The organism is Ciceribacter ferrooxidans (assembly GCF_004137355.1).
Lineage (GTDB): Bacteria > Pseudomonadota > Alphaproteobacteria > Rhizobiales > Rhizobiaceae > Allorhizobium > Allorhizobium ferrooxidans.
Genome location: NZ_SDVB01000022.1, coordinates 1 through 26,538, shown reverse-complemented (window position 1 = coordinate 26,538; position 26,538 = coordinate 1). Strand labels below are relative to the sequence as shown.

20 protein-coding genes and 1 pseudogene are annotated in these 26,538 nt (G+C 57.9%); 15 read left to right on the top strand and 6 right to left on the bottom strand.

Annotated features, from left to right (window positions below):
- Window positions 1–57: 57 nt before the first annotated feature.
- The 8 genes from EUU22_RS00145 to EUU22_RS00110 all read left to right on the top strand — a co-directional run bounded on the left by EUU22_RS00145 (window position 58) and on the right by EUU22_RS00110 (window position 9,503).
- Entirely contained in the window at window positions 58–963 is a 906-nt protein-coding gene (locus EUU22_RS00145; protein ID WP_439329105.1) for a LysR family transcriptional regulator, read from the top strand.
- A gap of 46 nt (window positions 964–1,009) precedes the next feature.
- Complete coding sequence (locus tag EUU22_RS00140; RefSeq protein WP_129330142.1) at window positions 1,010–1,930, top strand: LysR family transcriptional regulator; 921 nt, start codon at window positions 1,010–1,012, stop codon at window positions 1,928–1,930.
- Between the two features lie 166 nt (window positions 1,931–2,096).
- Window positions 2,097–3,041 (top strand): ABC transporter permease, encoded by a 945-nt coding sequence (locus EUU22_RS00135; protein WP_129330118.1) that lies wholly within the window; start codon window positions 2,097–2,099, stop codon window positions 3,039–3,041.
- Entirely contained in the window at window positions 3,038–3,856 is an 819-nt protein-coding gene (locus EUU22_RS00130) for an ABC transporter permease (RefSeq protein ID WP_129330117.1), read from the top strand. The genes EUU22_RS00135 and EUU22_RS00130 overlap by 4 nt, the downstream gene beginning before the upstream one ends.
- Window positions 3,853–5,481 carry an ABC transporter ATP-binding protein gene (locus EUU22_RS00125; protein WP_129330116.1) on the top strand — a complete coding sequence of 543 codons (1,629 nt, stop codon included), beginning with the start codon at window positions 3,853–3,855 and terminating at the stop codon, window positions 5,479–5,481. Before EUU22_RS00130 ends, EUU22_RS00125 begins: the two co-directional genes overlap by 4 nt.
- A gap of 2 nt (window positions 5,482–5,483) precedes the next feature.
- Window positions 5,484–6,353: a serine hydrolase gene (locus tag EUU22_RS00120; RefSeq protein WP_165351008.1), complete on the top strand. Its 870-nt coding sequence runs from the start codon at window positions 5,484–5,486 to the stop codon at window positions 6,351–6,353.
- A 42-nt stretch (window positions 6,354–6,395) separates the two neighbouring features.
- Window positions 6,396–7,940: an ABC transporter substrate-binding protein gene (locus EUU22_RS00115; RefSeq protein ID WP_129330115.1), complete on the top strand. Its 1,545-nt coding sequence runs from the start codon at window positions 6,396–6,398 to the stop codon at window positions 7,938–7,940.
- A gap of 114 nt (window positions 7,941–8,054) precedes the next feature.
- Window positions 8,055–9,503, top strand: a complete 1,449-nt coding sequence (locus EUU22_RS00110; RefSeq protein WP_129330114.1) for a M20 family metallopeptidase — start codon at window positions 8,055–8,057, stop codon at window positions 9,501–9,503.
- Window positions 9,504–9,813: 310 nt separating this feature from the next.
- Here EUU22_RS00110 and EUU22_RS00105 read toward each other — a convergent pair whose 3' ends face one another.
- Complete coding sequence (locus EUU22_RS00105) at window positions 9,814–10,431, bottom strand: TetR/AcrR family transcriptional regulator (RefSeq protein ID WP_129330113.1); 618 nt, start codon at window positions 10,429–10,431, stop codon at window positions 9,814–9,816.
- 101 nt (window positions 10,432–10,532) lie between these two features.
- On the opposite strand from EUU22_RS00105, the gene EUU22_RS00100 reads away from it, so the two are divergent.
- Window positions 10,533–11,573, top strand: a complete 1,041-nt coding sequence (locus tag EUU22_RS00100) for a saccharopine dehydrogenase family protein (protein ID WP_129330112.1) — start codon at window positions 10,533–10,535, stop codon at window positions 11,571–11,573.
- Between the two features lie 340 nt (window positions 11,574–11,913).
- Here the strand turns inward: EUU22_RS00100 and EUU22_RS00095 are convergent, their stop codons facing one another.
- Together EUU22_RS00095 and EUU22_RS00090 are read right to left on the bottom strand one after the other, a co-directional pair.
- Window positions 11,914–12,411 (bottom strand): GNAT family N-acetyltransferase, encoded by a 498-nt coding sequence (locus EUU22_RS00095; RefSeq protein WP_129330111.1) that lies wholly within the window; start codon window positions 12,409–12,411, stop codon window positions 11,914–11,916.
- On the bottom strand, window positions 12,408–12,704 hold the full coding sequence (locus EUU22_RS00090; RefSeq protein WP_112345467.1) for a type II toxin-antitoxin system TacA family antitoxin: 297 nt from the start codon (window positions 12,702–12,704) through the stop codon (window positions 12,408–12,410). The genes EUU22_RS00095 and EUU22_RS00090 overlap by 4 nt, the downstream gene beginning before the upstream one ends.
- A gap of 478 nt (window positions 12,705–13,182) precedes the next feature.
- On the opposite strand from EUU22_RS00090, the gene EUU22_RS00085 reads away from it, so the two are divergent.
- Both EUU22_RS00085 and EUU22_RS00080 read left to right on the top strand, forming a co-directional pair.
- Window positions 13,183–13,644, top strand: coding sequence for a mobile mystery protein A (locus tag EUU22_RS00085; RefSeq protein WP_112691399.1), 462 nt, complete (start codon window positions 13,183–13,185; stop codon window positions 13,642–13,644).
- On the top strand, window positions 13,641–14,237 hold the full coding sequence (locus tag EUU22_RS00080) for a mobile mystery protein B (RefSeq protein WP_112691400.1): 597 nt from the start codon (window positions 13,641–13,643) through the stop codon (window positions 14,235–14,237). Before EUU22_RS00085 ends, EUU22_RS00080 begins: the two co-directional genes overlap by 4 nt.
- Window positions 14,238–14,404: 167 nt before the next feature.
- Here EUU22_RS00080 and EUU22_RS26060 read toward each other — a convergent pair whose 3' ends face one another.
- Window positions 14,405–14,686 carry a helix-turn-helix transcriptional regulator gene (locus EUU22_RS26060; RefSeq protein WP_369333635.1) on the bottom strand — a complete coding sequence of 94 codons (282 nt, stop codon included), beginning with the start codon at window positions 14,684–14,686 and terminating at the stop codon, window positions 14,405–14,407.
- Between the two features lie 491 nt (window positions 14,687–15,177).
- Between EUU22_RS26060 and EUU22_RS00070 the strand changes: the two genes are divergently transcribed.
- A complete protein-coding gene (locus tag EUU22_RS00070) occupies window positions 15,178–18,639 on the top strand; it encodes a class I SAM-dependent DNA methyltransferase (protein WP_129330109.1) in 3,462 nt (1,153 codons plus the stop codon).
- 590 nt (window positions 18,640–19,229) lie between these two features.
- On the top strand, window positions 19,230–20,684 hold the full coding sequence (locus tag EUU22_RS00060) for an ATP-binding protein (protein WP_129330108.1): 1,455 nt from the start codon (window positions 19,230–19,232) through the stop codon (window positions 20,682–20,684).
- A gap of 481 nt (window positions 20,685–21,165) precedes the next feature.
- Here EUU22_RS00060 and EUU22_RS00055 read toward each other — a convergent pair whose 3' ends face one another.
- A complete protein-coding gene (locus tag EUU22_RS00055) occupies window positions 21,166–22,095 on the bottom strand; it encodes a DUF2971 domain-containing protein (RefSeq protein ID WP_129330107.1) in 930 nt (309 codons plus the stop codon).
- A gap of 203 nt (window positions 22,096–22,298) precedes the next feature.
- Between EUU22_RS00055 and EUU22_RS00050 the strand changes: the two genes are divergently transcribed.
- The gene (locus EUU22_RS00050) at window positions 22,299–24,887 is read left to right on the top strand and encodes a DEAD/DEAH box helicase (protein WP_245484863.1); all 2,589 of its coding nucleotides are present in this window, start codon (window positions 22,299–22,301) and stop codon (window positions 24,885–24,887) included.
- Window positions 24,884–25,957 (top strand): hypothetical protein, encoded by a 1,074-nt coding sequence (locus EUU22_RS00045; RefSeq protein WP_129330106.1) that lies wholly within the window; start codon window positions 24,884–24,886, stop codon window positions 25,955–25,957. Before EUU22_RS00050 ends, EUU22_RS00045 begins: the two co-directional genes overlap by 4 nt.
- A gap of 48 nt (window positions 25,958–26,005) precedes the next feature.
- Here EUU22_RS00045 and EUU22_RS00040 read toward each other — a convergent pair.
- A pseudogene (locus tag EUU22_RS00040) lies at window positions 26,006–26,185 on the bottom strand (helix-turn-helix domain-containing protein); the annotation flags it as partial.
- Window positions 26,186–26,538: the final 353 nt, after the last annotated feature.

Sequence of the window (26,538 nt, the reverse complement as noted above, 5' to 3'; positions counted from 1 at the left end):
CGGCGGCGCAATCTTATGCAGATTGCGGATGGTGTTATTCATATCGAGGAAGCAGGCATGCGGCAGCACAACGACATCACGATCAGCGTTAAGCACATCCAGACTTACGATGCGATTGCCGCTACCGGCTCGACCATCGCGGCTGCGGCAGATCTCGGGATTTCACAGTCCAATGCCAGCCGTCTTCTGCACCAGTTGGAAGTTTACCTTGGCGTCCGGCTCTTCGAGCGCGACAAGAACCGGCTGTCGATGACCCGCGAGGGCCTGCAGCTGGGACCGGAAATCCGAGCAATCTCAGACCGGCTGACGGCGCTGAAGGTGACGGCCCAGGAACTGGAACAGGGGCGTTCTCTGGAAATTCCGCTCCGCCTTGCCTTTCCAGCCAGCCTCTCGGTGACGCTTGTGCCGCGCCTTATCAAGCGGTTTCTCAACGAGGACGGCCCGCTGCGAATCGAGATCGCCTCCGGCAATTATCTTGCTATCGAACGCATGGTTGCTGATGGCCAGGCGGATTTGGGCTTTACCCGCCTACCCTCTCCCACCGCCGGCCTGCGCGAAGAACAAGTCATGCCTTCGCGCAACATTTGCGTGATGCACCGGGACCATCCACTCGCCGGAGAACAAGCGCTGACCGTGCCGGAGCTGAAGTCGCATGATCTTATCCTGCTCAACCGCGAGCGGCCCGTGCGTCACGAACTCGAAGGCCTGTTCTATCGGCAGGGCCTGCGCAAGCGGCCGGCGATCGAAGCCCATTCGGTCGGCTGCGCCTGCGCGCTTGCGGCCGAAGGACTAGGCATTGCCATCGTCAGCGCGCTGCTCGCACGGGAGTATGCCGCGATGCCGCTAACCTTTGTGCCGCTGGAGCCGACGCTCACCATCGACTATGCGATCGTCAGCTCGGACCGCCAGCCGCTGCCAAAATCGGCGGCACCCCTGTTGCAATATCTGCGCGAATGGGCATGAGGGAACAGGCCGGTAATGACATGACGTGAAGGTCCGGACATCCATGATCAATTTCCGACAACTTCAAGTGCTGAGAACCCTGCTGGCCACCGGTTCTACGATTGCCACTGCGAAGAGCATGGCACTCAGCCAGTCCGGCGTCAGCCGCCTTCTACAGCAGTTGGAGACGGATCTGTCACTCAGGCTGTTTGAACGCGACAAAGGACGGCTCATCCCGACACCGGAAGCGCATATCCTGGCCCGTGATGCCGAAACCATTCTTCTCGGGCTCAACCGGTTCTCCGGACTGGCTGAGGATCTGCGCAGCGGCGCCAAAGGGCCGGAGGTGGTACGCCTTGGCCTACCAAGCAGCATGTGGGAAAATTTCGCGCCCGCCATGCTGGTGAACTATGCCCGCGATTATCCCACGGTTCGAATCGAAACTTTCTTCGAGACGACCTCAAACATTGCCCGGTTGGTGGAGCAGAAGGTCATCGATTTCGGGCTCCTCCGCCATGAGGACCAGGTTCCGCCGGGCATTGACATGGAGATCGTGGCAACGGGCACCGGCGTCTGCGTAATGCCGAAGGAGCATCCACTCGCCGCCCTTAGGGAAATCACGCCGAAGGATCTGCGCGGCGTCCCGCTGATCCTGATCGGGCGCCAGAGGCCGACGCGCATGCTGCTCGACCAGACTTTCCAGCGCGCCGGCGTCAAGCAGAACGTCAAGATCGAAACGCATACCAACAGTTCTGCCTGCGCCTATGTGGCGCATGGTTTGGGTGTCGCGATCCTCAGCAGTTTCTTCGCCAATCTCTATCGCCATCTGCCGATCGTCCAGCGCCCCTTCCTGCCGATCACGACACAGGATTTCGGTCTGGCAACCCCTTCCGGCACCTCCTCCTCGCTTGCCGCCAAGGCGCTGATGGAAACACTGAAACGCCAGATCGCCGTCTCGCAGCAGGACACTCCCGCCGGGCTGAAGTGACGAATAGTCGCTCACGTTTCGTGACGGCCACGCTGCCCGGAATCCGCATCAACATATGACGAAAACGCATAATATTGCGCCGTTTTTCGACAAGCGTCATAGTCCCCGCATAAACAGCCGGTGACTTTGTAAGACCCGGTCCCGCCAATCGCGTTCAGGGGAACCGATGATACGTTTCATATTTTACCGCCTGCTCATGGCGGTTCCTACCATTGTGATCGTTGCCGTCACCGTCTTTGCGCTGATCCGCTTCATCCCAGGCGATCCGGCCGCTCTGATGCTGGGCGACATGGCCACACCCGACCAAATCGCCGCCATGCGCCACGATCTCGGGCTCGACAAATCGATGCCGCAACAATTCCTCGTCTGGAGCGGCAATGTACTCAGCGGTGATTTTGGCCGTTCGATTGCCAACCAGGAAGCTGTCCTACCGCTCGTCCTCTCGCGTTTCATGGTATCAGCGGAGATCGTGGTGGTCGCAGTCATCCTGGCAAGCCTGATCGCGGTTCCCGCCGGCGTCATTGCCGCATGGAGGCAGAACAGCGTTACCGACCTCGCCCTGGTCGGCACGGCGACGGTGCTGCTGTCCATCCCCACGTTCTGGCTCGGCCTGCTCTTGCTGCTCTTCTTCGGCCTGAAACTTGGCTGGTTGCCAGTGCTCGGCTATGTCTCGATCGCCGACAACGTCGGTGGCGGAATGCTCTACCTGGTTCTGCCGATCATGACACTGGTCATCCACGAATCCGGCGTCCTGATCCGAATGGCGCGTGCCTCGACGCTGGAGGTGCTGCGCCTGGACTATATCACCCATGCCCGTGCCAAGGGCCTGTCGGAACAGGCGGTGCTGTGGAAGCATGCCTTCAAGAATGCCTTTGGCCCCACTTTAACGATGATCGGCCTGATCCTCGGCAATCTCCTGGGCGGCATTGCCGTCATCGAGACAGTGTTCACCATACCGGGCCTCGGCCGGCTGATGGTCGACAGCATATTCCAGCGCGACTACCCGGTGATCCAGGGCTGCCTGCTGCTCGTCGCCCTCTCCTATGTGGTCGTCAACCTGATCGTTGACCTGCTTTATCCCCTCTTCGATCCGCGTGTGGTGACCGAATGAAGTTCTTTTCCCTCAACGGCCTGATCGGCGGCATCCTGATTGCCGCCCTCCTGATCGTCGCTGCCACCAGCCTGTTCTGGACACCGTTCGATCCGATGAAGCTGAGCTTTACCGCACGCCTGGCAGCCCCTGACCTCCAGCATCTTCTCGGCACCGACGAGTTCGGACGCGACGTACTGAGCCGCCTGATGATCGGCGCCCAGGCCAGCGTATGGATCGGTGCATTGACGGTCGGCTTTGCAGTCATTGCTGGCACCCTGATCGGCCTGATCAGCGGCTATGCCCGTGGTTTCATCGATGGCTTCATCATGGCCATCAACAATGCGCTTCTCGCCTTTCCCGGCATCCTGTTGGCACTTGGTCTTCTCGCCGTCTTTGGCGCCAACCAGTTCGGCATCATCTTCGCGCTCGGCATCGCCTACACGCCGTCCATGGCGCGTGTGGTGCGCGGCGCAGTGCTGTCGCTGCGCGAACGGGAGTTCATCGAGGCCTCACGGGTGATGGGCAACGGCGAAATCTACACCATGCTGCGGCATATCCTGCCCAATTGCCTGGCGCCGATCACCGTTCTTGCCACATCGATGTTCGGCTGGGCCATTCTGTCGGAAAGCGCGCTGAGCTTCCTCGGCCTCGGCGTACCGCCTCCAGCGCCGACCTGGGGCAACATGCTGGCAGCCGGCCGGCCGTTCCTCGAACAGGCGGTCTGGCTCGGGCTGTTTCCCGGCCTCTGCATTGCCCTGACGCTGCTTGGCATCAATCTGCTCGGCGATGCGCTGCGTGACAAGCTCGATCCCCGCATGAGAGGTTTGAAATGACACAGGAAAAACTTCTCAGCGTCCGCAACCTTTCGCTCGAGATCGACCGCCGCAACTTAACCGTCGTCAACGATGTCAGCTTCGATGTCGCCCCTGGCGAGATCTTCGGTATCGTCGGCGAGAGCGGCTCAGGCAAATCGCTTGCGACGCGCGCGCTCGTCTCGCTGTTGCCGCCGGTGGTCCGCAGGATCGGGGGAGAGATTATCTTCAAGGGCCGTGATGTCACGGCCATGAGCGACAAGGACCTGCGCAGCATGCGCGGCGCCGAAGTCGGTCTCGTCTTCCAGGAACCGATGACCTCGCTCAATCCGTCCATGACCATCGGGCGGCAACTCGAGGAAGGTCTTGCCCTGCATACCCGGGCGACGCCAGAGGAGCGACGCGTCAAGATCCTTGCCATGCTGCAACGCGTCGGCATCCGTGATCCGGAAGGCGCTCTGGCCGCTTATCCGCACGAATTTTCAGGCGGCATGCGCCAGCGCATCATGCTCGCTTCCGTCATGCTCTTGAAGCCGGCCCTGCTGATCGCCGACGAACCGACTACGGCGCTCGACGCCGTCGTGCAACGCGACGTTATGGAACTAATGGTCGAACTGACCCAGGCGGAAGGAACCGCTGTCGTCCTGATCAGCCATGATCTGCCGATGGTGGCGCGCTACACCAGCCGCATCGCGGTCATGGAAAAGGGCCGGATCGTCGAAGCCGGCACCACCGAGGAAATCCTGGAACGGCCGCAGCATCCCTATACTCACAAGCTGCTCTCTTCGCTGCCGATCCGTGGGGCCGCGCGGACAATCGAGACCACCTCGGCGCCGATCGTGTCGGCCCGCAACATCGTGGTGGATTATCCTGGCCGTAAATCGCTTTTCAGGAGGGGAGCTCCCAAACGCGCCCTGGACGGTGTCTCCATCGACATTCATGCAGGCGAAGTGGTGGCGCTGGTCGGCGGCTCCGGCTCCGGCAAGACCACGCTCGGACGCACCATCGCCGGCCTCGTGCGGGAAAGCGGCGGCGAAATCCTGTTCGAAGGCCGGTGGCGGGATGCCGACTGGCAGGACTATCGCCTCAACTGCCAGATGGTGTTTCAGGATCCCTATTCGTCGCTCGACCCGCGCATGACGATCCTGGCGCTGGTGGAGGAGGCCCTGCGTCTGGTGCCCGGCATCGACAGGGCCGGCAAGATGACGCGGGCCTATGAGACGCTGGAGGAAGTTGGGCTCGGCGCGGACTATGCGCTGCGCTACCCGCACGAACTGTCTGGTGGCCAGAGGCAGCGCGTGGCGATTGCCCGCGCGATCGCCCGTCGGCCCCGCTTCCTCATTGCCGACGAACCGGTCTCGGCACTTGACGTCACGGTCCGCGCCCAAGTGCTGACGCTCTTTTCCGATCTGCAGAAGCGTTACGGCTTTTCCTGCCTGTTCATCAGTCATGACCTCGCCGTGGTCGAACAGGTGGCCGACCGGGTGGTGGTGATGCAGGACGGGCGCATCATCGAGGAAGGCGACCGCGACACGATCTTCGACACCCCGAAGCAGGCTTACACCCGCCGCCTGCTCTCGGCCATTCCCGCACTCGATCTCAACGAGACCGGCGGCGTCCGCCTGAAGTGGCGCCTGGAGACCTGACCATGACCGATACGACAACCATCGAGAACACTGCCGTGGCCGAACGGCTGAACGCCGTCTGCGACGCACAGCCCTTCGTCACGCGCTTTGCCATCCGCAATCTTATCACCGGGGAAACCTTCGAACGCGGCGCGGATGAGGAAACCCCGTCCGCCAGCACCCGCAAGACATCGATCATGATGGCGGCGCTGAAAGCCGTCCGCGATGGCAGGCTTGATCTCGATGAGCGCATTACCTACGAGGCGTGCTTCGCCGAAGAGGTGGCAAGCGGCATGTTCCGCTACCTGACGCCGGGCATCGTGATTTCGCTGCGCGATGCGATCACCGGCATGATGGTGCTCTCCGACAATGTCTGCACCAAGATGGTGTTCGAACGCCTGACGCTGGACGAGGTGAACGACTACTGCCAGACCATCGGAATGAGCGGCACGCATCACCGCTTTCTCATTCCGCCGCTCGCCCTGTCGCCCGATCACCCCCTGAAATCGGTGACCACCACCACCGCCCGCGAACAGATGCTGCTGCTGCAATGGATCCTCGATGCACAGACCTCGGCCACCGCTGCCGAACGGCTTGGCGTGACGGAGGACCTTGCGGCCTATGCCCTGCAGACGCTGAAGAACCAGATCCTGCGCTACGCCATTCCATCCCGCCTGCCCTTCGGCACCGTGGTCGCCCACAAGGGCGGCACCGGCAAGCGCGGACGGATGAATGCCGGCATCGTCTACCGCGACGGCCAGCCCTTCTACATCATTGCCGCCTTCACCGACGCGGTGCCCCAGGAAATGGCGGATGGAACGCCGGGTTATACGCTGTCGCTCGAAACCATCGGTCGCCTGTCCCGCGTCTGCTGGGACGGCTTTCACGCCTGACAACTCACACCGGAACAACGAACAACAGAGAGGGTAGAACACATGAAAAGCTTACTTCTGGCCGGCACGATTCTGATGGCGCTGACCTCGGCCTCCGTCGCCCGCGACATCGTCATTGCCCAGAGTTCAGATCTGCGCAGCAACAATCCCGGCGTCAACCGCGACGGCAACACCGACGGTGTGATCCTTCACATCGTCGAAGGGCTGGTGGGCTATGCCAACAATGGCGAAGTGAAACCGCTGCTGGCGGAAAGCGTTGCCATGTCCGCCGACGGCCTGACCTACACCTTCAAGCTGCGCCCGGACGTGAAGTTTCACAATGGCAAAGCCCTTACCGCCGACGAGGTCGTCTGGAACTGGAACCGCTACATGGATCCAGTCACCAAATGGACCTGCATCAAGGATTTCGATGGCAGCGGCACCGTGGAGGTGACCGGCATCCAGGCAACCGATGCCACAACAGTGGTGATGACGCTGGAAAAGCCCTCGGCCGTCTTCCTCGGCCTGATGTCCCGCCCGGAATGCGGCTATACCGGCATCATCGCACGGGAATCGCTGGCGGCTGACGGTTCGTTCGACAAGCCGATCGGCACCGGCCCCTTCCAGTGGGACGCATGGAAGAAGGGCGAATACATCCACCTCAGCAAGTTTGCCGGTTATGTCTCGCCGGCCAATGACGGCAAGCCGGATGGCATGGTCGGTTCCAAGCGGCCGCTGGTGGATGGCATCAAGTTCATGGTCATTCCGGATGCCTCCACGGTGAAGGCCGGCCTGCAATCGGGCGTGCTCGATACGGCGGAAATCTCCCCCGATCTCATCCCCGAATTCGAAAAGAGCGAAAAGACCAAGGTCATCATCTCCCAGAACAACGGCAAGAACCTGTTCTACATCCAGACCCGCGATCCGGTGCTCAGCAAGCCGGGCGTTCGTCGCGCCATGGCCATGGCGCTCGATCTCGACGAACTGGTGGCCGCCGCGTCGAACGGAACCGGCAAGCCGAACGGCTCGATGGTCTCGTCGGACTCGGTGTATTTCAGCGATATCCAGAAGAAGCGCCTGCCGCATGATCTGGCAGCGGCCAAGAAGGAACTGGCGGCCTCCGGCTACAAGGGCGAACCGATCAGCATCATCGCCAACAAGCGCGGCAATGTCCCGAGCTTCCCCGCTGCCGTCATCGCCCAGGCGATGCTGCAACAGATTGGCGTCAACGTGCAGATCGAGGTGTTGGACTATGCCACGCAGGTGGACCGCCGCCGCTCCGGCAACTACCAGATCATCTCGCAATCGGTGGCCCCGCGTCTCGATCCCGCGCTGATGTACAGCTTCTACACCGGCGACAAGGACAAGAACGCCTCCCTGATGTGGGACAATCCGAAGGCGATCGCGCTGATGAAGGCCGCCTACAACGAAATTGACGGTAAGAAGCGGCAGGCGATCTTCGACGAGTTTCATGAACTCATGCTGCAGGATATGCCGGGCATCTTCCTCTACGACATGATCGATGTCTGGGGTGCGGCCAAGGCGCTGAAGGGACAGCCCGTCTGGCAGTCCAATGCACGGCTCTGGGAAGTTTCGTTCGACAAGTAAGTCCCTCGAAAAACACGGGTGCCGCAATCGTCAGGCGACACCCATCCGCCTGTCCGGATGGTCGACAGTTTGTTTTCCCTGCCCTGCGCCGTCCCGTCTCCCCAAGGATGCATCATGCCCGATATGCCTGCCCTCCACGCGCTGACCCGATCCATTGACAGTCTGGCGCCCGACATCGTGACGCTCAGCGACCGGATCTGGGATTTTGCCGAACTGAAGTTCCAGGAGTTCCGATCCGCCGACCTGCTGATCGGGGCGTTGAGACGGAACGGCTTTACCGTGCGGCAGGATATTGCGGGCATGAAGACCGCCTTCATCGGCGAATTCGGCGAGGGCAAGCCGGTCATCGCCTTCCTCGGCGAATATGATGCGCTGGCGGGCATGAGCCAGGAACCGGATGTAGACTATCCGGCGGAGCAGACACCCGGCGCCAGCGGCCATGGCTGCGGCCATAATCTGCTCGGCTGCGGATCGCTTCTCGCCGCCATCGCGCTGGCACGGCATCTCGCCGAACACGAGTTGCCGGGAACCGTCCGCTACTACGGCTGCCCCGGCGAGGAAGGGGGGTCGGGCAAGACCTTCATGGTGCGCGCCGGCGCCTTTGCCGATGTCGATGCCGCGCTCACCTGGCATCCCGCGCCCTTCAACGGGGTGCGCTCGACCAACAATCTCGCCGTGCTCGAATATTACTACCGGTTCAAGGGCACGGCCGCCCATGCGGCCAATGCAGCCCATCTCGGCCGTTCGGCCCTCGACGCCGTCGAACTGATGAATGTCGGCGTCAACTTCCTGCGCGAGCACATGCCGCAGGATTGCCGGGTACACTATGCCATCACCGATGCTGGCGGACGGGCGGCCAATGTCGTCCAGGCCAGGGCCGAGGTTCTATATCTCGTGCGTGCTCCCGAAATGTCGCAGGCGCTGGCGCTTGCCGAGCGGGTCAACCAGGTGGCGCAGGGTGCCGCCATGATGACCGGAACGGAAGTCGAGATCGTGTTCGACACGGCCGCCACCAACCTGCTGCCGAACCTTGCGCTGGAAACGGCGATCCACGCCAATCTGGTATCACTTGGCCCCGTTCCCTTCGATGAGGCCGATCTCGATTTTGCCCGCAGGATCCAGGCGACCTTTACCCGTGAAGCCATCAGGAGCAGCCTCCGGCTCTACCAGATCGACGGGGACGTCTTCTCCAACGAGAAGATCGATGGCACAATCCCGCTCCATCTCGGCCTGCGCGACTTCGAGGGCCGATCGCATTTCCGCGCCGGCTCCACTGATGTCGGGGACGTCAGCCGCGTGACCCCGACCGCGCAATGCTGGGCCCCGACCTGGGCCATTGGCACTAATCCGCACACTTGGCAGGTCGTGGCACAGGGGCGCAGCCCCGGCGCCCACAAGGCCATGATCCACGCCGCAAAGGCATTGGCGACCACCGGCCTCGACCTCATCACCTCACCGGATCTGTTGTCAGAGGTCCGGGCGGAATGGTTCGAAAAGATCCGCCAGGAACCCTACGTCTGCCCGATCCCAGACCACATCCAACCGGATGTCGGATGGGGATAGCCGAGGTTGGCGCGGAACGTTTTCGAGATTTGCATGCTTGCGCCCGGCCCTTGAAAACCAGCCTCAGATGTTAAGAGCGGCAGCGATCTCCCCGCCGACAGAGTGCCTCGACCAGATACGTGGCTTTGCTCTTGATGGGAATAGAACCTGAGACACGCCCATTCGCTTGGCGCCGACCTGAGATCCTGCGTTGAAAGTAGCCGCGCGCGCAGACACCAGCCTGAAGGAAGGATGGCGATTGAGCAATCACGCGCGCAATCACAACGTTTCATTCCGATTGACTGCGGTCACTGTCCGCTGTCATCTGCGACTACTGGCGGCTCTGAGCTCTCTCAGCCCGGTTAGCGGCGACCATTGCGCGGCCGGCATGACGCAGCAAATCGGTCGCCTCACCGGGCTCGAAAAGCTGCATGCTCACGAAGGCTCCGTTGATCAGCACTGCGAGCTGACCGGCAAGCCGGTCGGCGTCAGCAACCGCCAATCCCTCCGCTATTGCCGTCAGCCGCCGCCGCAATTCGCGCATATGAGCCTCCGCCACTTTGCGCGCGGGATGATCCGCTTCCGCAAACTCGGCCGCGGTGTTGATCTGCGGACAACCCCGGTAATTATCCCGACCGACTCGCTCGCCGATCCAACCGAAAAGGGCATCGAGCTCGGCCTGCGGATCGCCTGAATGTTGCTCAGTCACCCGGTCCCAGGTGCTCCAGAAGTCGACGTCCTCACGCTTGAGGAAGGCTGCGATCAGGTCATCCTTGGTGCCGAAATGGCGGTAGAGGCTGGTTTTGGCGACACCGGACTTCTCAACCACCAGGTCGACCCCGACGGCGCGCACGCCGCGTCGGTAAAAGAGTTCAGATGCGGTTTCCAAAATTCTGTCCCGTACGTCATTGGTACCGGAGGCGAGCGAGTTTGTGGTGGTCTTTGCCATGTCGGGATCTCCAATATTGCCCTCCTAGCATAAAGTAGGTTGACACGCTACAGACCTGTATGTTGTATCGATACAGACAGGTCTGTAGCGAGGAGATGAAGATGACTGACCAGCAAGATGAAACCAGTGTTCAAACGGCGGTCGCCGTTGTGGGTGCGAACGGCCATACCGGTCGTTTTGTCGTCGCCGAACTGATGCGACGCGGCCTCAGGCCCATCGCGATCGGTCGGAGTGCTGCGCGGCTAGCTGAAGCGGTATTCCCCGCAACCAGCATCGAAATCCGCGAAGCGGCCGTGGAGGATGACGCCGCGCTGGACCGGGCGCTCGCCGGGGCCGCGGCAGTCATCAACTGCGCTGGACCGTTCATGGATACCGCCGATGCGGTAGTGCGCGCCGCCCTCAGAGCCGGAATTCACTATCTCGACGTGACCGCCGAGCAGCAAAGCGTACAGGCGACCTTCGAGCATCATGCAGCCGCAGCGCAGGCCGCGGGCGTCGTCATCATGCCTGCCGTGGGCTTTTATGGCGGCCTTGCCGATCTGCTCGTCGCGACCGTCCTGGATGAATGGGACCATACCGACACCATTGAAATCCGGGTGGCGCTCGACAGTTGGCTTCCAACCAAGGGAACACGGGTGACTGGCGAGAAGAACACGGCAAAACGCCTTGTGGTCATAGATGGGCAGTTGGAGCCGGTTCGTCAGCCTGCTCCCGAGATCGTATCCGTCCTGCCGGCCCCCTTCGGCCACCAGACCCTCTTGGAGATTCCCTTCTCGGAAGTGCCGTTGATCGCCCGCCGCGTTCAGACCAGGGAACTGCACAGCTTTCTCAGCACAACAGCCCTCAAGGACGTCCGAGACCCGTCGACGCCTCCCCCGCAAGCCGTCGATGAATCGGGACGCTCAGCGCAGCGCTTTGCCGTCGAGGTCCTGGTGACACAAGGAGACGTACACCGCCGCATCATTGCGCAAGGCCAGGACATCTATGCAATCACGGCGCCGATCATCTGCGAAGCAGTCCAGCGGATCCTCTCCGGCGACATCCGCGGTGTCGGTGCAAGATCACCGGCAGAGATCTTTAACGCGGCCAGCTTCCTGGAGGCTCTCGGCTCGATCCTCTCGGTCGAAACCGGAGATATGTAGGTAGCATCGCCAGGGCCGTCGGAAAGTTTCTCAGTAAGGCGTGGAGCTTTCCGATACTCCAAAGGTCCAACAGATCAAAGGAGTCCGGTGGAATGAGACGCTATTGCCAGCGATGCGACGCGTTCTTCGCGGCTATCGCTGCCACTGCCTGGTTCGCGGGACGCTGCTGGGCTTGCCACACGCCATCACCTTGAAGCGCGACAGTTTTCCTTCGATCGTCGAAATAAGGAAATTTGTAGTTGAAGAGATTAGAATTCTCGGCCCTCATTTAGATGTCGGGACCTTCTGCCGAAAATTCAGCAAGATGGATTGCATCGACCGAAATTTTGAGGAGTTCCGCCTAAGGGTTCAGCGCGTTATTGAGGTCATGCAATCCGACCATCAGCATCATTGGGTCGGAAGGAGAAGACAGGAAGCCGACGGCCTCGTAGAAGCCTCGTGCGTCATCTGAAATCGCATGAACGAGCATACCTCGAATGCCAAGTACCTCCGCGGCATTGAGCAGGCGCAGGCCGGCGTCGCGCACCAATGCCCTGCCGATACCGCGCCCTTGGTAGGATTGATCAATGGCGAGGCGACCAAGCACAGCGACCGGAATTGGATCAGGCATATTACGCCGAAAACGGCCAGGCGCTTCCGGCTGTTTAACGGCGCCGGAAGCGAGCGCGTAATAGGCGATGACGCGGCTCTCCTCGCACACGACGAAGGTCCGCGATGCGCCACTCGTTTGATTAGAACGGGCGCGACGTCGCAGCCAGTCGTCCAGTTCAACGACTCCGGAATTGAACTCGGACAGCTCATGATGATCCGCCAGGGGTGCAGGTGCGCTGAGAGTCACGCCTCATCCCACGGTGCTTTGGTCGACATGGTGCGTGCTAAACGCTCATTCGGCTGCGTGGGTGCATCGAGCCGGGCAAGGTATTCAGCATAGATTTCCGCGCTTACCGTGAAGACAGTGCGGTCAAGCAGTACTTCCTCGGCTCGGCGCTCGGAAGCCTCCAACATGAAATCCGTACGCGTCTTACCAAGCAACTCAGCGGCGCGATCGATTAAGTTGCGGGTCGCAGGCTTGATGCGCATATTCAGCGGCACGCTTGCGTCCGAGCTTTTGCTCGTGTGTGAGGTTGGCATGGCAAACTCCTGTTTGCACCTATATAGCGTAAAGACAAGATCTTTACAAGATCCCCGTAAAGACATTGTCGTTACGCCGTGCGCGCATTCGTAATTCGCGGCATTAGCTCATCTAAGGTCTTGAGCGGATTCGAACTTTCGACCCTGTTGTTTGTCGTGGATAGGAAACATCTCAACTGCGCCAGTTGGAGATGTCGGTCCTCGCCAGCGATCGTCCCTATCCCGGTCGTAGCCGCTGTTCGTCCAGACCGAAGAAGGGCCAGGGGAGAGCGTATTAACGGGAAACCTCGAGGGCAGGTGTCAACGATCAATCAATTATTGGCCAGACTCCAGACTGTTTGTTTAGGCGCGATTCACAGAGCACAGACTGATTTTACGACTCAAGATTCATATTGTCAGCTGATTCATGCGCATTGATAATCAGGTTGTATGCTGATAGAATGTTCATCGTGATCAACTTACAGACTGAGGCTAATGCATGAAGAGCGACAGTCGAAAGAGGGGGCGGCTGCGGCTCGATGAAAGACTTCGAGCGCTCCAACCTATTGACCGGTTCAGGGCGCCGCCAAAGGGATGGGTGCGCGCACTCCGCGACGCGCTCGGAATGACGGGCGCGCAGCTCGGAACACGCATTGGCGTGCGACCTCAAACTGTTGAAGCCATCGAGAAGTCGGAAGCCGCAGGCACGATTCAACTCAACACGTTACGTCGCGCAGCTGAGGCGCTGGATTGCACGCTCGTCTATGCCCTCGTTCCAAACAGTTCACTTGAGGCAGTCATCGAGGCGCGCGCGCGGAAAATCGCAACGCGCGAGCTTCAGCGCGTCGCGCATACGATGCGGCTCGAAGCTCAAGGCACGGACGAGTCAGACTTCGAATCTCGCGTCCAAGCATACATTCGCGACAGACTCTCCGAGCGCGACCTCTGGAACGAGACATGACAGACCTATTTCAGGAGCCTGAGGACGCCACACCCCTTCAGCCAAACGAACGCGAAGGATTGCTTCAGACATGGATAACACACCGTCGCGACCTCAACGAAGCGGAACAGGAAAACATTGTAGAAGGTGCGGCGTGGGTGCGCGGCCGCCGGCGGGTGTCGCTTGAGCGAATGCTCAGCGAAGAGTTCATCAGAACACTGCACAAGCGGATGTTCGGAGATGTCTGGGAGTGGGCCGGCACATTCCGAACGACGGAGCGCAACATCGGTGTCGGGGCTTACCGTATCGGAGTGGAGCTTGCAGGCTTGTTGAGCGACATCCGTTACTGGATCGAGCACGAGACGTTTCCGCCGGATGAGATCGCGATAAGGTTCCACCATCGCCTGGTCGCGATCCACCCGTTTCCGAATGGAAATGGCCGTCACGCTCGCTTGGCGGCCGACCTTCTGATCGAACGTCTTGGTGGCGAGCGTTTCAGTTGGGGCGGCGGCAGTCTGGGCGACGTTGGCGAATTACGCGCTCGATACGTCGCAACCCTGCGCGCAGCAGACAATCATGATATAGCGCCACTGATGGAATTCGCACGCACCTGACAGGCGCCGCCTCGTGCGTATATTCGCCTTGAAAGGGATCGAACTGTTGACCCGTTGAACGCCGTCCATTTAACCTACCGGCGACATTTAGGATTTATCCGCCTTCGATGCCAGTTGCGGCCCTATGTTTCTATTGCGATCAAATCCACTCCACCTGACCGTTTGGCCTATTCCAAATCTTTAAGCTGCCGCAGTTTATCAGCTGGCAAAGAAGTGCCTGGTTTACTGGGTCGGCGGCGCGCCTGTCGCTGTTGCAGGGCGCTCATCCGCTTGCCGGCTACGCTTCGGCTACGTTCCAGTTCCTTAAGCGCAAGCGTAAGCATTTTGGGGAGAGCACCGCCCGACTCCCATCCGATAACGGTTTGCCGCGACACCTCAAGCTCACTGGCTAGATCTGTTTGGGTGAGGCCCTGTTGCTTCCGCCATGCTTTCAGATCACATCCGTGCATCATCAACCTCAAGCGGCGACTTCTTCGTGGCGAGTCGGATGTTGGCCTTCAGGTCAAAGTCAGCCTTGAACGTTATGTGATCTCGAAAAAATCGTGGCAATCCGAATATGTAATCCACAGTCTTCAGGACAAACCTGTGAATGTCAGTTTTTTTGACTTCCTCGGGCAAATGGCTCATTTTGCATCCCTTTCATAGGCAAGATGCAGCCATATTCTCCCACATCACTTAACAAATTTTAAATTCCGCGTCTGAAATTTCGACATCATTTCATGATCGATGAGTGCCGCGTTCGTAAGACAGGCGATAGGACACACAGAAAACCAGCGACTTGACATTTCGATAGGGCTCCGCCCGCGGACCATGGGGACAACAGCACACGTTCTGTGGCCAGTGGCGTCCAATTTGATGGATGACACGCCATAGCTGTGGGACAGTCCGCCACTCGCTCGTCTTTAAATAATAATTTACATGTTTTCCACACTATTGTTTTATGAAGGGAACACACGGTAATATATCTTTAAGTATTTCCGAATTCGTTGCGCGCTGGTCGGATCAAGAAGGCGGGCAAGAGCGAGCAAACTATTCCCTTTTCCTGACAGAGCTTTGTGATGTTCTGGCGGTCGCTCACCCCGACCCCGCCAGCGCCTCTCATGAAATGAACGACTATGTCTTTGAACGCCGCGTCGAACGCCGCGTGGCGGACGAGAGGTCGGAAGTTGGACGGATCGACCTTTATAAGCGTGGGCATTTCATCCTTGAGGCGAAGCAGAGTCGCCAGCGCTCAGGATTTGAATCGACGGCGAGCATCTCGCAGGGAGATTTGTTCAATTCCCATACGGGACGCACGCACGCAGCAGAATTAAACGCCATCGATCATTTGATGATTCAGGCCCGGCGGCAGGCGGAACGTTATGCTACAGCCTTGCCAGCGGATCATCCCTATCCGCCATTTCTCATCGTATGTGATGTCGGCCGCGTTCTCGAACTCTATGCGGATTTTTCGGGCAACGGACGGCACTATGCACAGTTTCCTGACGCCAAGACGTTCCGAATTCAGCTAGCTGATCTTGAGGATCCAGCAAAACGAGATCTTCTCCGAGCTGTTTGGGAAGCCCCCTTCACTCTCGATCCAGCACAACAAACTGCAAAAGTTACACGGGAAATTGCCGGACGCCTCGCCACGATATCAAAAGCGCTTGAAGGCCGAGGGTTCGGGCCTCGAAACGTAGCTATTTTCCTTATGCGCTGCCTGTTTACGATGTTCGTCGAAGACGTCGGGCTGTTGCGAAAGAAGGGATTCACCGAACTCCTCGATCGCTGTCTCGATGATCCCCGGCGCTTTACCTTTGAGATCGATGACCTCTGGAAACATATGGATCAGGGGGGCTACTCTCCCGGAATCGGCGAACGTTTGTTGCGATTCAACGGGAAGCTTTTCAAGAATGCTGCAGCCTTGCCTTTGACGGTCGACGAGATTCGCCTGCTACGTGATGCCTCGGACGCGGATTGGTGCGACCTCGAGCCTGCAATCTTCGGAACCTTGTTTGAACAGGCGCTGGACGCAAACGAGCGCAGGCGCCTCGGGGCGCATTATACTCCACGGGCGTATGTCGAACGTGTAGTCAACGCGACTATTATCGAACCCCTCATGCAAGACTGGGTTGGGTATCAGTCAGCTGCTGAGCGCGCACTGCGATCCGGTATGAAAACCGCCGCCATTCGCGAGATGGAAGACTTCCTTAGGGAGCTTTCGTCGGTTCGCGTGCTGGATCCTGCCTGCGGCACAGGCAATTTTCTCTATGTCGCATTGCGGCGGATGAAGCAGCTTGAGGGCGAGGTCCTGAAGCAGCTTCACGACATCGGTGGCGATGAAGCTATCGCTAAGGTTGATAATCTATCAGTGAAGCCAGAGCAGTTTTTTGGGATGGAGCTGAACGGACGTGCGGTGGAAATCGCCGAACTTGTTCTGTGGATCGGCTATATTCAGTGGCACCTGAGAACACGAACAACGGTTCCACCGGAACCCGTCATTGGCAGTGCCGACCATGTGCAGGAAAAAGATGCACTCCTAACCTGGGCCGATTATCCGAATCGACATTTGAAGCGGGACAGGATGGGCCGCCCAATGTCCGACCAGCAGGGCCATGAAATCTACACCTTTCCGAATGTGTCCCGGCCCGATTGGCCCATGGCGGATTTCATCGTCGGGAATCCGCCGTTCATCGGCGGCAAAGACATTCGTGGCCGTCTTCCTACCGGGTACGCTGAGGCCCTATGGGGGGCAAATCCGCATATCAACCCTTCAGCAGACTTCGTTATGTATTGGTGGGATCGTGCCGCCGAGCTGCTGACTCAGAAGGGAACACGGCTTCGGCGCTTCGGTTTCGTAACTACCAACTCGATCACGCAGGTGTTCCAGCGCCGGGTGCTAGAACGGCACCTGACTGCAACACCACCTATATCCATATTGCTCGCCATTCCAGATCATCCTTGGACCAAGGCGACCAAGGATGCAGCTGCAGTCCGCATCGCCATCACGGTTGCGGGGGCGGGCGAGCTCCAAGGTACGTTGCGACAAGTGGTCGGTGAGGGAGATCTCGACACTGACGAACCGAAGATTGTCTTCAACGAAAGAATCGGGATTATCAATGCTGATCTGACGATAGGCGCGGATGTCACGAAAGCTGCGTCTTTATCAGCCAACGCAGGTCTGTGCTCGCCGGGCGTCAAGCTTCACGGTGACGGTTTCATCTTAACGCGAGCCAAAGCCCGAGAACTTGGCTTAGGCATTCGACCCGGTCTTGAACGGCACATCAGAGAATACAGAAACGGTCGAGATCTGACCGCACGGTCTAGAGATGTCATGGTGATTGATCTCTTCGGACTTGACGCAGCTTTCGTGCGACAGGCTTACCCAGAAATCCACCAACATCTGTATGAGACCGTCAGGGAGCAGCGGGCTCTGACATTCCGAAAGTCAGCGACGCGGGATGCACGTGAATACCTGGAACGATGGTGGCTGTTCGGAAAACCCAGGACTGAACTGCGACCGGCGCTGGACTACATCAACCGATACATTGCGACAGTTGAGACTGCGAAGCACCGAGTCTTCCAATTTCTCGACGCCGAGGTGATGCCGGACAACATGTTGGTGGCAATCGCTTCAGACGACGCCTTCCATCTTGGTGTCCTATCTTCTCGCCCACACGTGCTCTGGGCGCTTCGTGCCGGCGGGCGTCAAGGCGTAGGGAATGATCCCCGTTATTCGAAATCCCGCTGCTTCGATCCATTCCCATTCCCTGATGCAACAATGATCTTCAGGTCGAAAATCGCTGCTTTGGCAGAAGAGCTCGATGCGACGCGCAAGTTGGTGTTGACGGAAAATCCCGATCTGACGCTCACCGGGCTCTACAACATGCTGGATATGGCTCGTTCGGGCGGTCCTCTTACCACCAAAGAGCGAGAGCTCCATAGACGAGCCCGCGTCCTCATTCTCAAAGACTTACATGATCAGATCGACCATGTAGTGATGCAGGCCTATGGGTGGGACACCGCGCTCGCCGAGGATGAAATCCTTGAACAACTCGTTCAGTTGAATCTTCAACGAGCAACGGAGGAGCGCCGTGGACTTATTCGTTGGCTGCGCCCAGAATATCAGATCGAAAAGATGGGGCCTTTGGCTCATCGTGCTGACCGGATCCAATCACTTGCGACGGCGAGATCGTCCAAACCAAAGCCGCGGTTCTCGGACGAGAGAAAAGTACAAGCGGCCCAGGTCCTCGCTTTGCTCAATCGGAGCCGGTCGCCGCTGACGGTAATAGAGATCGCCCAAGAATTCAGGGAATCCAGCCAGATCGGCCCTGATATACAAGACGTTCTCGTGTCGCTGAACCGGCTCGGAGATGTGGAGACTTTTGACAACGGCCGAAGCTATGTTAGGGCATCCGGCTAAACCAATTTCTTTCGCAATTCCGATGGAAGAAATTCTCGATCATCCAACACCGACAATTACCACCTATCGTTCAAAGCAATTCTCGCGATGCCAGCGGAGACAATGAGGATGTGGCCGCTCGAACGGCCGTGACGGCACGATCGCCCTCCCCGTCCTGTTGATCAGGCCTTGGATGCTTACGGTCGTTTCCTTCCGCAGGATAAGGCGGCACTCGCGGCCCGGATTCTCAATCAGGTCTGGGAGGCCGCCGCGTAGTGATCGTTTCGATAGGAACGGGCGGACCCGAAAGAGCCATCCCGTTTAGGAGATGATATAAGCCGTCCTGCGTTTGACCTTCTATCTTGTTGTTTTCCCTTATGTCGGATCGCCGAGAGGCTCAGATTCTGACAAAACCAGGATAGAAGGGAGCGACTTACTCCGCTCTCTGCAAAGCGGTCACCGTAAGCCATTCCATCAAAACGCGGATAGAAATCCGCATCCAAGGTCCTGCGGCATCGCTTTGTTTTTGTTTGAAATTCTTAACGGCTTCGGCTGGAAATGAGTTCTGACACGACCGAATCTGATATAAGGGGGATAAAAGAGGACCCGCTATGCCGATTCACGACCCCTGCGCACTTCTCAACCGATTGCTGGAAGAACCCAACGAAAGTGCATGGTTGGAATTCAAGGTCAACAACAAGGACCCACGCGAAATCGGGGAATACGTGTCGGCGCTTGCCAATTCGGCAATGCTAGCAGGGCGAGATCGCGCCTTCCTTGTATTCGGAGTCGAAGACCGTTCGAGGAACAGAGTTGGCACAGAGCTTCGCCTGCAGCAACTCAAACAGGGCAATGAGGATTTCACCAACTGGCTGGCCCGAATGGTCGAGCCGCGCGTACTCATTGAGGTTCTCGACTTTGTCTGTGATGGTTTGGCCTATTCCGTCATCGCCGTAGAGCCATCCTATGAACGGCCTGTAAAATTCGCCGGCACGGAATTTACCCGGATCGGCGAAAACAAGAAAAAACTCGCCGAATTTCCCGAGCACGAGCGAGCTCTCTGGATAGCGACCGGCCGCCGGCGTTTCGAAACCGCAGTCGCGTCATCGAACGTCACGACTGACGACGTCTTCGCCACGCTTGACCCCGACCCTATTTATGATCTGACGGGTGAGCCCAAGCCAAAGAACTCTCAGGAGATCATTCGAAAGATGGTCGATGCGGGCTTCCTGCTCGACAATCTCGAAGGAAGGTTCGACATCACCAACCTGGGCGCAATCATGTTGGCGCGCGATGTCACTGTTTTCCCCTCGATTGCGGGAAAGACAGTTCGCATCGTAAAATACGCCGGCCGCGATAAATCGCGCTCCGATTTCGAGCAGGAAGGCAAAAAAGGGTATGCCGTTGGCTTTACCGGAATGATGCGGTTTCTGATGGAGCGACTGCCAAAAGAAGAGCGGTACATCGATGGCGTCCGACGAATGGTGCCGCATTTCCCGGAAACGGCTGTTCGCGAAGTCATCGCCAACGCCCTCATTCACCAGGATTTCATGGTAACCGGCGTCGGTCCCGTAGTCGAAATCTATGAAAACCGCATCGAAGTCACCAATCCGGGCAATTCCTTGATCAGCACCGACCGTATTCTCGATGAGCGCCGTTCGCGAAACGAGAAGCTCGCCGCGACCATGCGTTCTTTTGGGCTTTGCGAAGAGCGTGGGGGTGGCCTTGACAAGACTCTGATCGAAATCGAAGCGCAGCACCTGCCCGCTCCCGATTTCATCTCGTCTGCGAATTCGATGCGGGTCGTGCTGTTTGCGCCGAAGCCTTTCGGTCAGATGTCGAAGGCCGAGAAGTTGCGGGCATGCTTCTTCCACTGCGTCCTGCGCTGGCTTACGCATGATTACATGAGCAACGCGACTCTCCGGGAGCGCTTCTCCCTTGCTCCGGAAGATTATCAGGCCGTGTCGGCCGTTATTGCTGAGTCAATCAAACTCAGCCGCATCGCTCCTGCCGATCCCAGCCAGGGCAAGCGCAATGCACGATACGTGCCCTACTGGGCGGCTTAAGCATTTCCGGCATGCCATTGCTGATACCGCATCGAATGGATTCGGATCGACGACGCCGCTATTTTACAATCGTCTTTTTCGCAGTTGAAGGGATCTGACCCTGTGACCGGCAGATCAGAAGACACTAAGTCACTGAATAAATTGAAGACGGCTGTTGCCCATTGTCGACTTGGTTAATGACAGTGTTGGGAGCGAACGAGTCCGCCATCCCGCCGTCTCATCGAGATTCCCGTTATCCAAACTTAGCGATAACCGCCGTTCCCTGACCTACGGGTGTGGATACTCGGCTAGCAGATCCGTAAGCGTGAGTGCCGACCATGCTTCATAGGAGGTTCGGAAGACGGGCAATCCGACGGCTCGCCGTTAGTGCGCGAGCTTTACGGCCTCCAGCCGAGGAAGCCTCAGCATCAGCGTCAGAACGCCCGGTTTCTGTGTGACACTTCGAGCCTGACGAGACTGCCACCACGCTGCAGTGATGCGGCTACTGGTAAGGCTTTCTTGGCCCCACTGGGTAATTTTCAACGTATTCTTCAAGAAGCCCATAGTGCTCAAGTATCCTAAAGGGATTGTTTATGGCGGCGGCCATCCGGTGAGCGTCATCGATCGAACACCACGGACAGAGACCTCCCTTGTCCCTTAGTGGCTCGGTACATTCAGCGCATTCCGCGATCGGAGGTGATATCTCCGAGTCCGAAAACACTCTGCTACTGCCCGCGTCTGTGATGAGGTAAGGCATCGGATAGCTGCGACCTATTCTCCCGATATAGAAGTCGGCTCCGAGCTCTTGCGCTACCTCCTGAAGAGCATCTCTCGTCTGCGAGGAAGACTTGGCACCGGAGACTATCGCCGCGACACATTGCTTGGGGACATAGAGAATCTTATTGCCGCTCACGTCCTCGACATACTCGTCGATATTGACGGCGCGCACTTCCTGCTCGTAGCTCCATTCCAGATACTTCGAAAAGTAAGCTTGATAAAGTACAGCGTTCCGAAGGGCCATGGCGTCCCTTGGCTTCTTCCGGTGAGCTGCCATCTCCGCGAACGAAATCAGCGTCTCGCTTGGTCGGTCTCGGTACGAAATCTCGCGGACCAGAAGATCTTGGAAGACCTCTTGGAGCTCGGCAACGTCGAACCCGATCACGAATCCTCTGTGATTGTTTCCGTAGTGTGCCCACATTGGGGTCACGACGGGTGATTTCGAGAAGCAGGTGGTCAATAGCGACGGAATTTCCTGGACCACCTCGCTGTAAGTCGCCAGCAGGTCAGAGCCTTGTTCAAGGTCTACGCCTAGGAAAAGTTCGAACGGATCGTTGTAGTCCTCTGGCAGGCTGCACTTGAAGCCGACATGGCCATCACGAACAAAAACGCGTTCAACAACGCTCTCTGAAAAGTATTTGAAGATCAATTTCATTTGGTAGGTCGCCCCATGTTCCGCAGCATTGATATCCTAGGCGATGCCGCTGCAAAAGAGGTCGCCAGAGCGCCCAGAAAATTCCTGTTTATTGTACGTGCGAAACCAGCCGCAATACTTGATACAGCAGATAATCCATATCATCGTTCTCGCTACCAATAATCGCATCGACGGCCCACAACTCAACCGTACCGGAAGTCGAAATGAGCCTATTTGCTACATGGCGCGGCATACTTGAGCTACCGGCACTTCCGGAGCGTACCTTGAAGGTCGGCGGAAATCGCATCGTCCAACAGGTGTTCGGCGGTGCGCAAACGCGAGCTGAAATCTCGCCATCCGAGTTCAAGGGCCACGACATCATCGTGACGAAGCTCGATCCACCATACCGTGAGATACTTCTCCGCCATAAGGGGGCGCGCCGCATAGAAGCATTGCTACCGGTGGTGGTCGCGCCGAGTGCAGATGATCCGAACACTCTTCCCAAGGAATTCGAGATCCAATGGGATTCGCTTGGTGAGCTGGCTACCTACGCTGATACGCCAGAAAAGGTCATAACTTCTTGGATCAACGGATTTGACTTTCGAACCGAGGACGAGGCGCATAATCTCCCAGGCTTACGGATCCCGCAGATCGGCGCCCTGCACGCGATTTCAGCCCACTTCGCGGTCGGAACGCACTTCGAACCCGCGACTGTCGTCCTTCCAACTGGTACTGGCAAGACTGAGACGATGCTTGCAACGCTCGTTTATCGTCGCCTCGGTCGAACACTCGTTCTGGTTCCAAGCGACACGCTCCGGAGCCAGATCGCCCGCAAGTTCATAGGTCTCGGCGTTCTGCCCGATGCACAGGTCATCGGCCGCGAGATCGCCAAGCCAAGAGTCGCGGTTATCACCACGGGCATCCGATCCGAGGAAGATCTGGATTCGATTATTCGTAACGCTAACGTCATCGTAGCGTTGCCAAACGTCATGGAAGCCTCAGACCCGTTCATAATCAGACGACTTGCGGAGGCATGCTCTGACCTAATTGTTGACGAGGCCCACCACATCACTGCGAAAACGGGGAATGGCGTCCGCGAGCATTTCGCGGACAAGAGAATTCTTCAATTCACAGCCACGCCGTTTCGTCGAGACAGCAAGCGCATCGATGGTAAGATCATCTTCAACTACAAGCTCGGAGACGCGCAAGCCGCCGACTACTACCGGCCGATCAACCTGAGGACGATCGAAGAATATGGTGACGAAGAGGCGCGCGACATCGCTATCGCCAAGGAAGCAATCGCCGCGCTCCGACACGATCGGGTCGACCTAAAGCTCGATCATATGATGATGGCGCGAACATCCTCCAAGGATCGCGCGGAAGCCGTTGGCCGAATCTACCAACGTCTTGCACCGGATCTGAAACCGGTGATCGTTTACTCCGGCCCCGGACGCACAATCGCCAATCGAGTGGCCATGAACCAGCTATTCGATCGCGGAGCCGACGGCGCGAGGATCGTGATCTGCGTAGACATGCTGGGGGAAGGGTTCGACCTGCCTTACCTGAAGGTCGCCGCACTCCACGACACACATAAGTCACTCGCCGTGACCCTGCAGTTCATCGGTCGCTTTACCCGCAAAGGACCCAAAGAGAAGATCGGCGAGGCCTCGGTCGTGATAAACATTGCCGATCCCGATGCGGAGGCGAAGCTTGCTGACCTCTATGCCGAAGGCGCCGACTGGGATCATATCATCAAGCGGTTGAGCGAGGACAGGATTGACCAAGAGCTGCGGCTCCAAGACGTCGTTCTCGCGCTCAAGGAAACGGGCAACCTCCATTCGAATCTTTCGCTCTGGAATCTTCGGCCAGCACTTTCGGCGCAGCTCTTTCGGACGAAATGCGTCGAATGGAGTCCACTGGCCTTCGAGTCAGTGCTCCCGAAAGGGTCCGAGACCTGGTACGCCTTGAGTGAGCACGACAATGTACTCGTTGCCGTCGTTTGCCGTTCAAGCGATGTCTCCTGGGGCAACTACCAGAATGTGTTCGACACGATCTATGACCTGCTAATTGTCAGGTGGGATAAGGTCGCAGGCTCTCTCTGCCTGTTCGCAAGCGACTACGATGCATTGCGATCCGAGAAGCTCGCCAGGGTCGTCACGGACGACGACACAACTCTGGTTTCAGGAACCCCGATCTTCAACATCCTCAACAATGTCGAACTCCCGTTGGTGAAGAGCCTGGGTTCATCACGCATTGGCGCGATCAGCTTCACCTCGTATTTTGGTCCCAACGTCACGGAAGGGCTCGCCAGCATTGAGAAGGCCGAATCTTCCCTAAACAACCTTGCCTGTCTCGGATACGAGGACGGTGAGCGCGTTCTTTGGGGAGGAACCCAGCGGCGTGGCAAAGTCTGGCAGCAGAAGGCCGGATCGATATCCGACTGGATCGAATGGACCTCGGCAACGTGGGCAAAGGTTACATCTGACGTCGAGAGCGACAGCAACATCGTCCGCGATTTCTTGCGTCCGGAAAGAATGACGAAACCACACGCGGCGTGGCCGATAGCAGCCCAATGGGGTGAACAGGCGCAAACTCGCTTCAATGACAAGCAGTATGTCGTCTTCGGGTCCTTGGAGGTCCCGGTCTTTGCTATAGACTTGAATCTAGGCGATGTCGGCCCGGATGGCGAGATAGTCTTTCGCATCGAGTGTGACGAGGCAACCTCCGAGTACAGGCTCGTCATCAGCGACGAAATCCCCGGTGGCTATCCATTTCATTTGAATTTGAGTTGGACAGGTTGGAAGAATTCATGACACGTGGCGACGAAATTATCGCGGCGATCGCGAACGCAGAGAGTGCCCTCGCGGAGCTCCGATTTGAGCCTTATCAAGACAACGACATCCGAGCGATCGTCGATGTCTTAGGATCGAGAGTCGAACGGTTTTTCAAGACCGCGGTTTTCCCGGGAACCCCTTCATCCGATACATTTGATAGAGTCATTGGCCGCCTCAAGTCCGTCGGCATAAGCACGAAATTGCGCGACGATTTGCATGCTCTACGAGAACTATACAATGGTTCAAAACATGACCCGGACCAACCACTTAGTCTGAAGGCTGTGCTTGAAATTATGCAGAAGGCACAAGACGCGATGCGAACATTGTTGGCTTCGGGGATTGGCGTGACGTCCCAATCGGTAGCGAAAGCCGTTAGCAAAACACTTTGGGTATCCGCCTATGATGTTTTGCATCAAGGCGTCACGGAGATATACGTCAGCCTCCCTTGGCCAGATGAAGATTTCGCAACCCATCTTGACATTGTCTGGATTAGAGCAGCAGCCTGGAACCAGCTTCGTGCTCAGCTCTTGGACACTGGTTCGATAAAATTCGGCGAAGAGTCTTTCACGCCTGAAGTGTACGCGAAGTTCCGCGAGGAAGACTTCCTAGAAGCTGCTGAATGGACCGGCGATTACCGCATCTTGGTTCAGATTCTCTCCAAGTTTGAAGATCGACCCACTGCAGGAAGGCTGATCCCGAGTCTTCGACGCGATCATATGGGGCCTGCCGTATTGTCATCGATAGCACTAGCCGGTGTCGATCTTGTCTCGAAAGCGTTACAGCCACTCCAATCATACGACTTGGTGAATGCTATACTCAAACGAGCGGATGAGGTTTACGCCATGCCAAACGAGCGGCCTTGGGTAAGGGAAGCAGCGGAGCAACTTGCAGTGCTTTTGGGACAGCTCGACTTTAACGACTGGTCGAATTTAATAGGTCCGTTTTGGAAACCTTGGGATCCGTTGAGATCAACACAGAAGGCTCCTGAAGATGCTCAACCTCTCGTTCGGTACGAGATCGATGATATGATAAGACTGGTGATCGTCTAGCGAGGAGCGAAGGCTAGAACCTCTCTACCGAGGTAGAAGCGAGCGTCCTCATTCAAAGCACCCCCACGCCCGGAACCTCCCCGTCATCTCCCGGAGCCCCAGCTCGCCGACAATCCGCCGCGCCGCCTGCGGCGTGACGCCCAGCGTGTTGGCGACCATGCCGGCCGACACCAGCGGTTTTCCCATGACCAGCTCGATCAGCCCCAGCAATTTTGACGTAAGCCCACGGTGAGTGCCGCCTTGTTCGGTGATGCCGAACATCGGAAGTCCGTAACCGGTGTTCTGCCCCCACATTGCCCGCTGTCACCTGATCTGGGATCGACATTCCATGGATGAGCGACAAGGAGTTTCTCCATGGAGTCTACATTGGAGCTTCTCACAACGCGGCGGAGCAGGCGTGAAGCCCACCGCCAATGGCCTGACGAGGTCAAGGCGCGGATTGTTTCGGAGAGCTTACGTCCGGGCGTAACGGTAAATGAAGTGTGAGCGCAACGAATGGCCCACGGCTTTCGTGATTGACTAAATAGGTTTCTGGCTCTCGGTCAGAACTTCTGCTTTGCCCGCTTCGGCATAAAATAGGA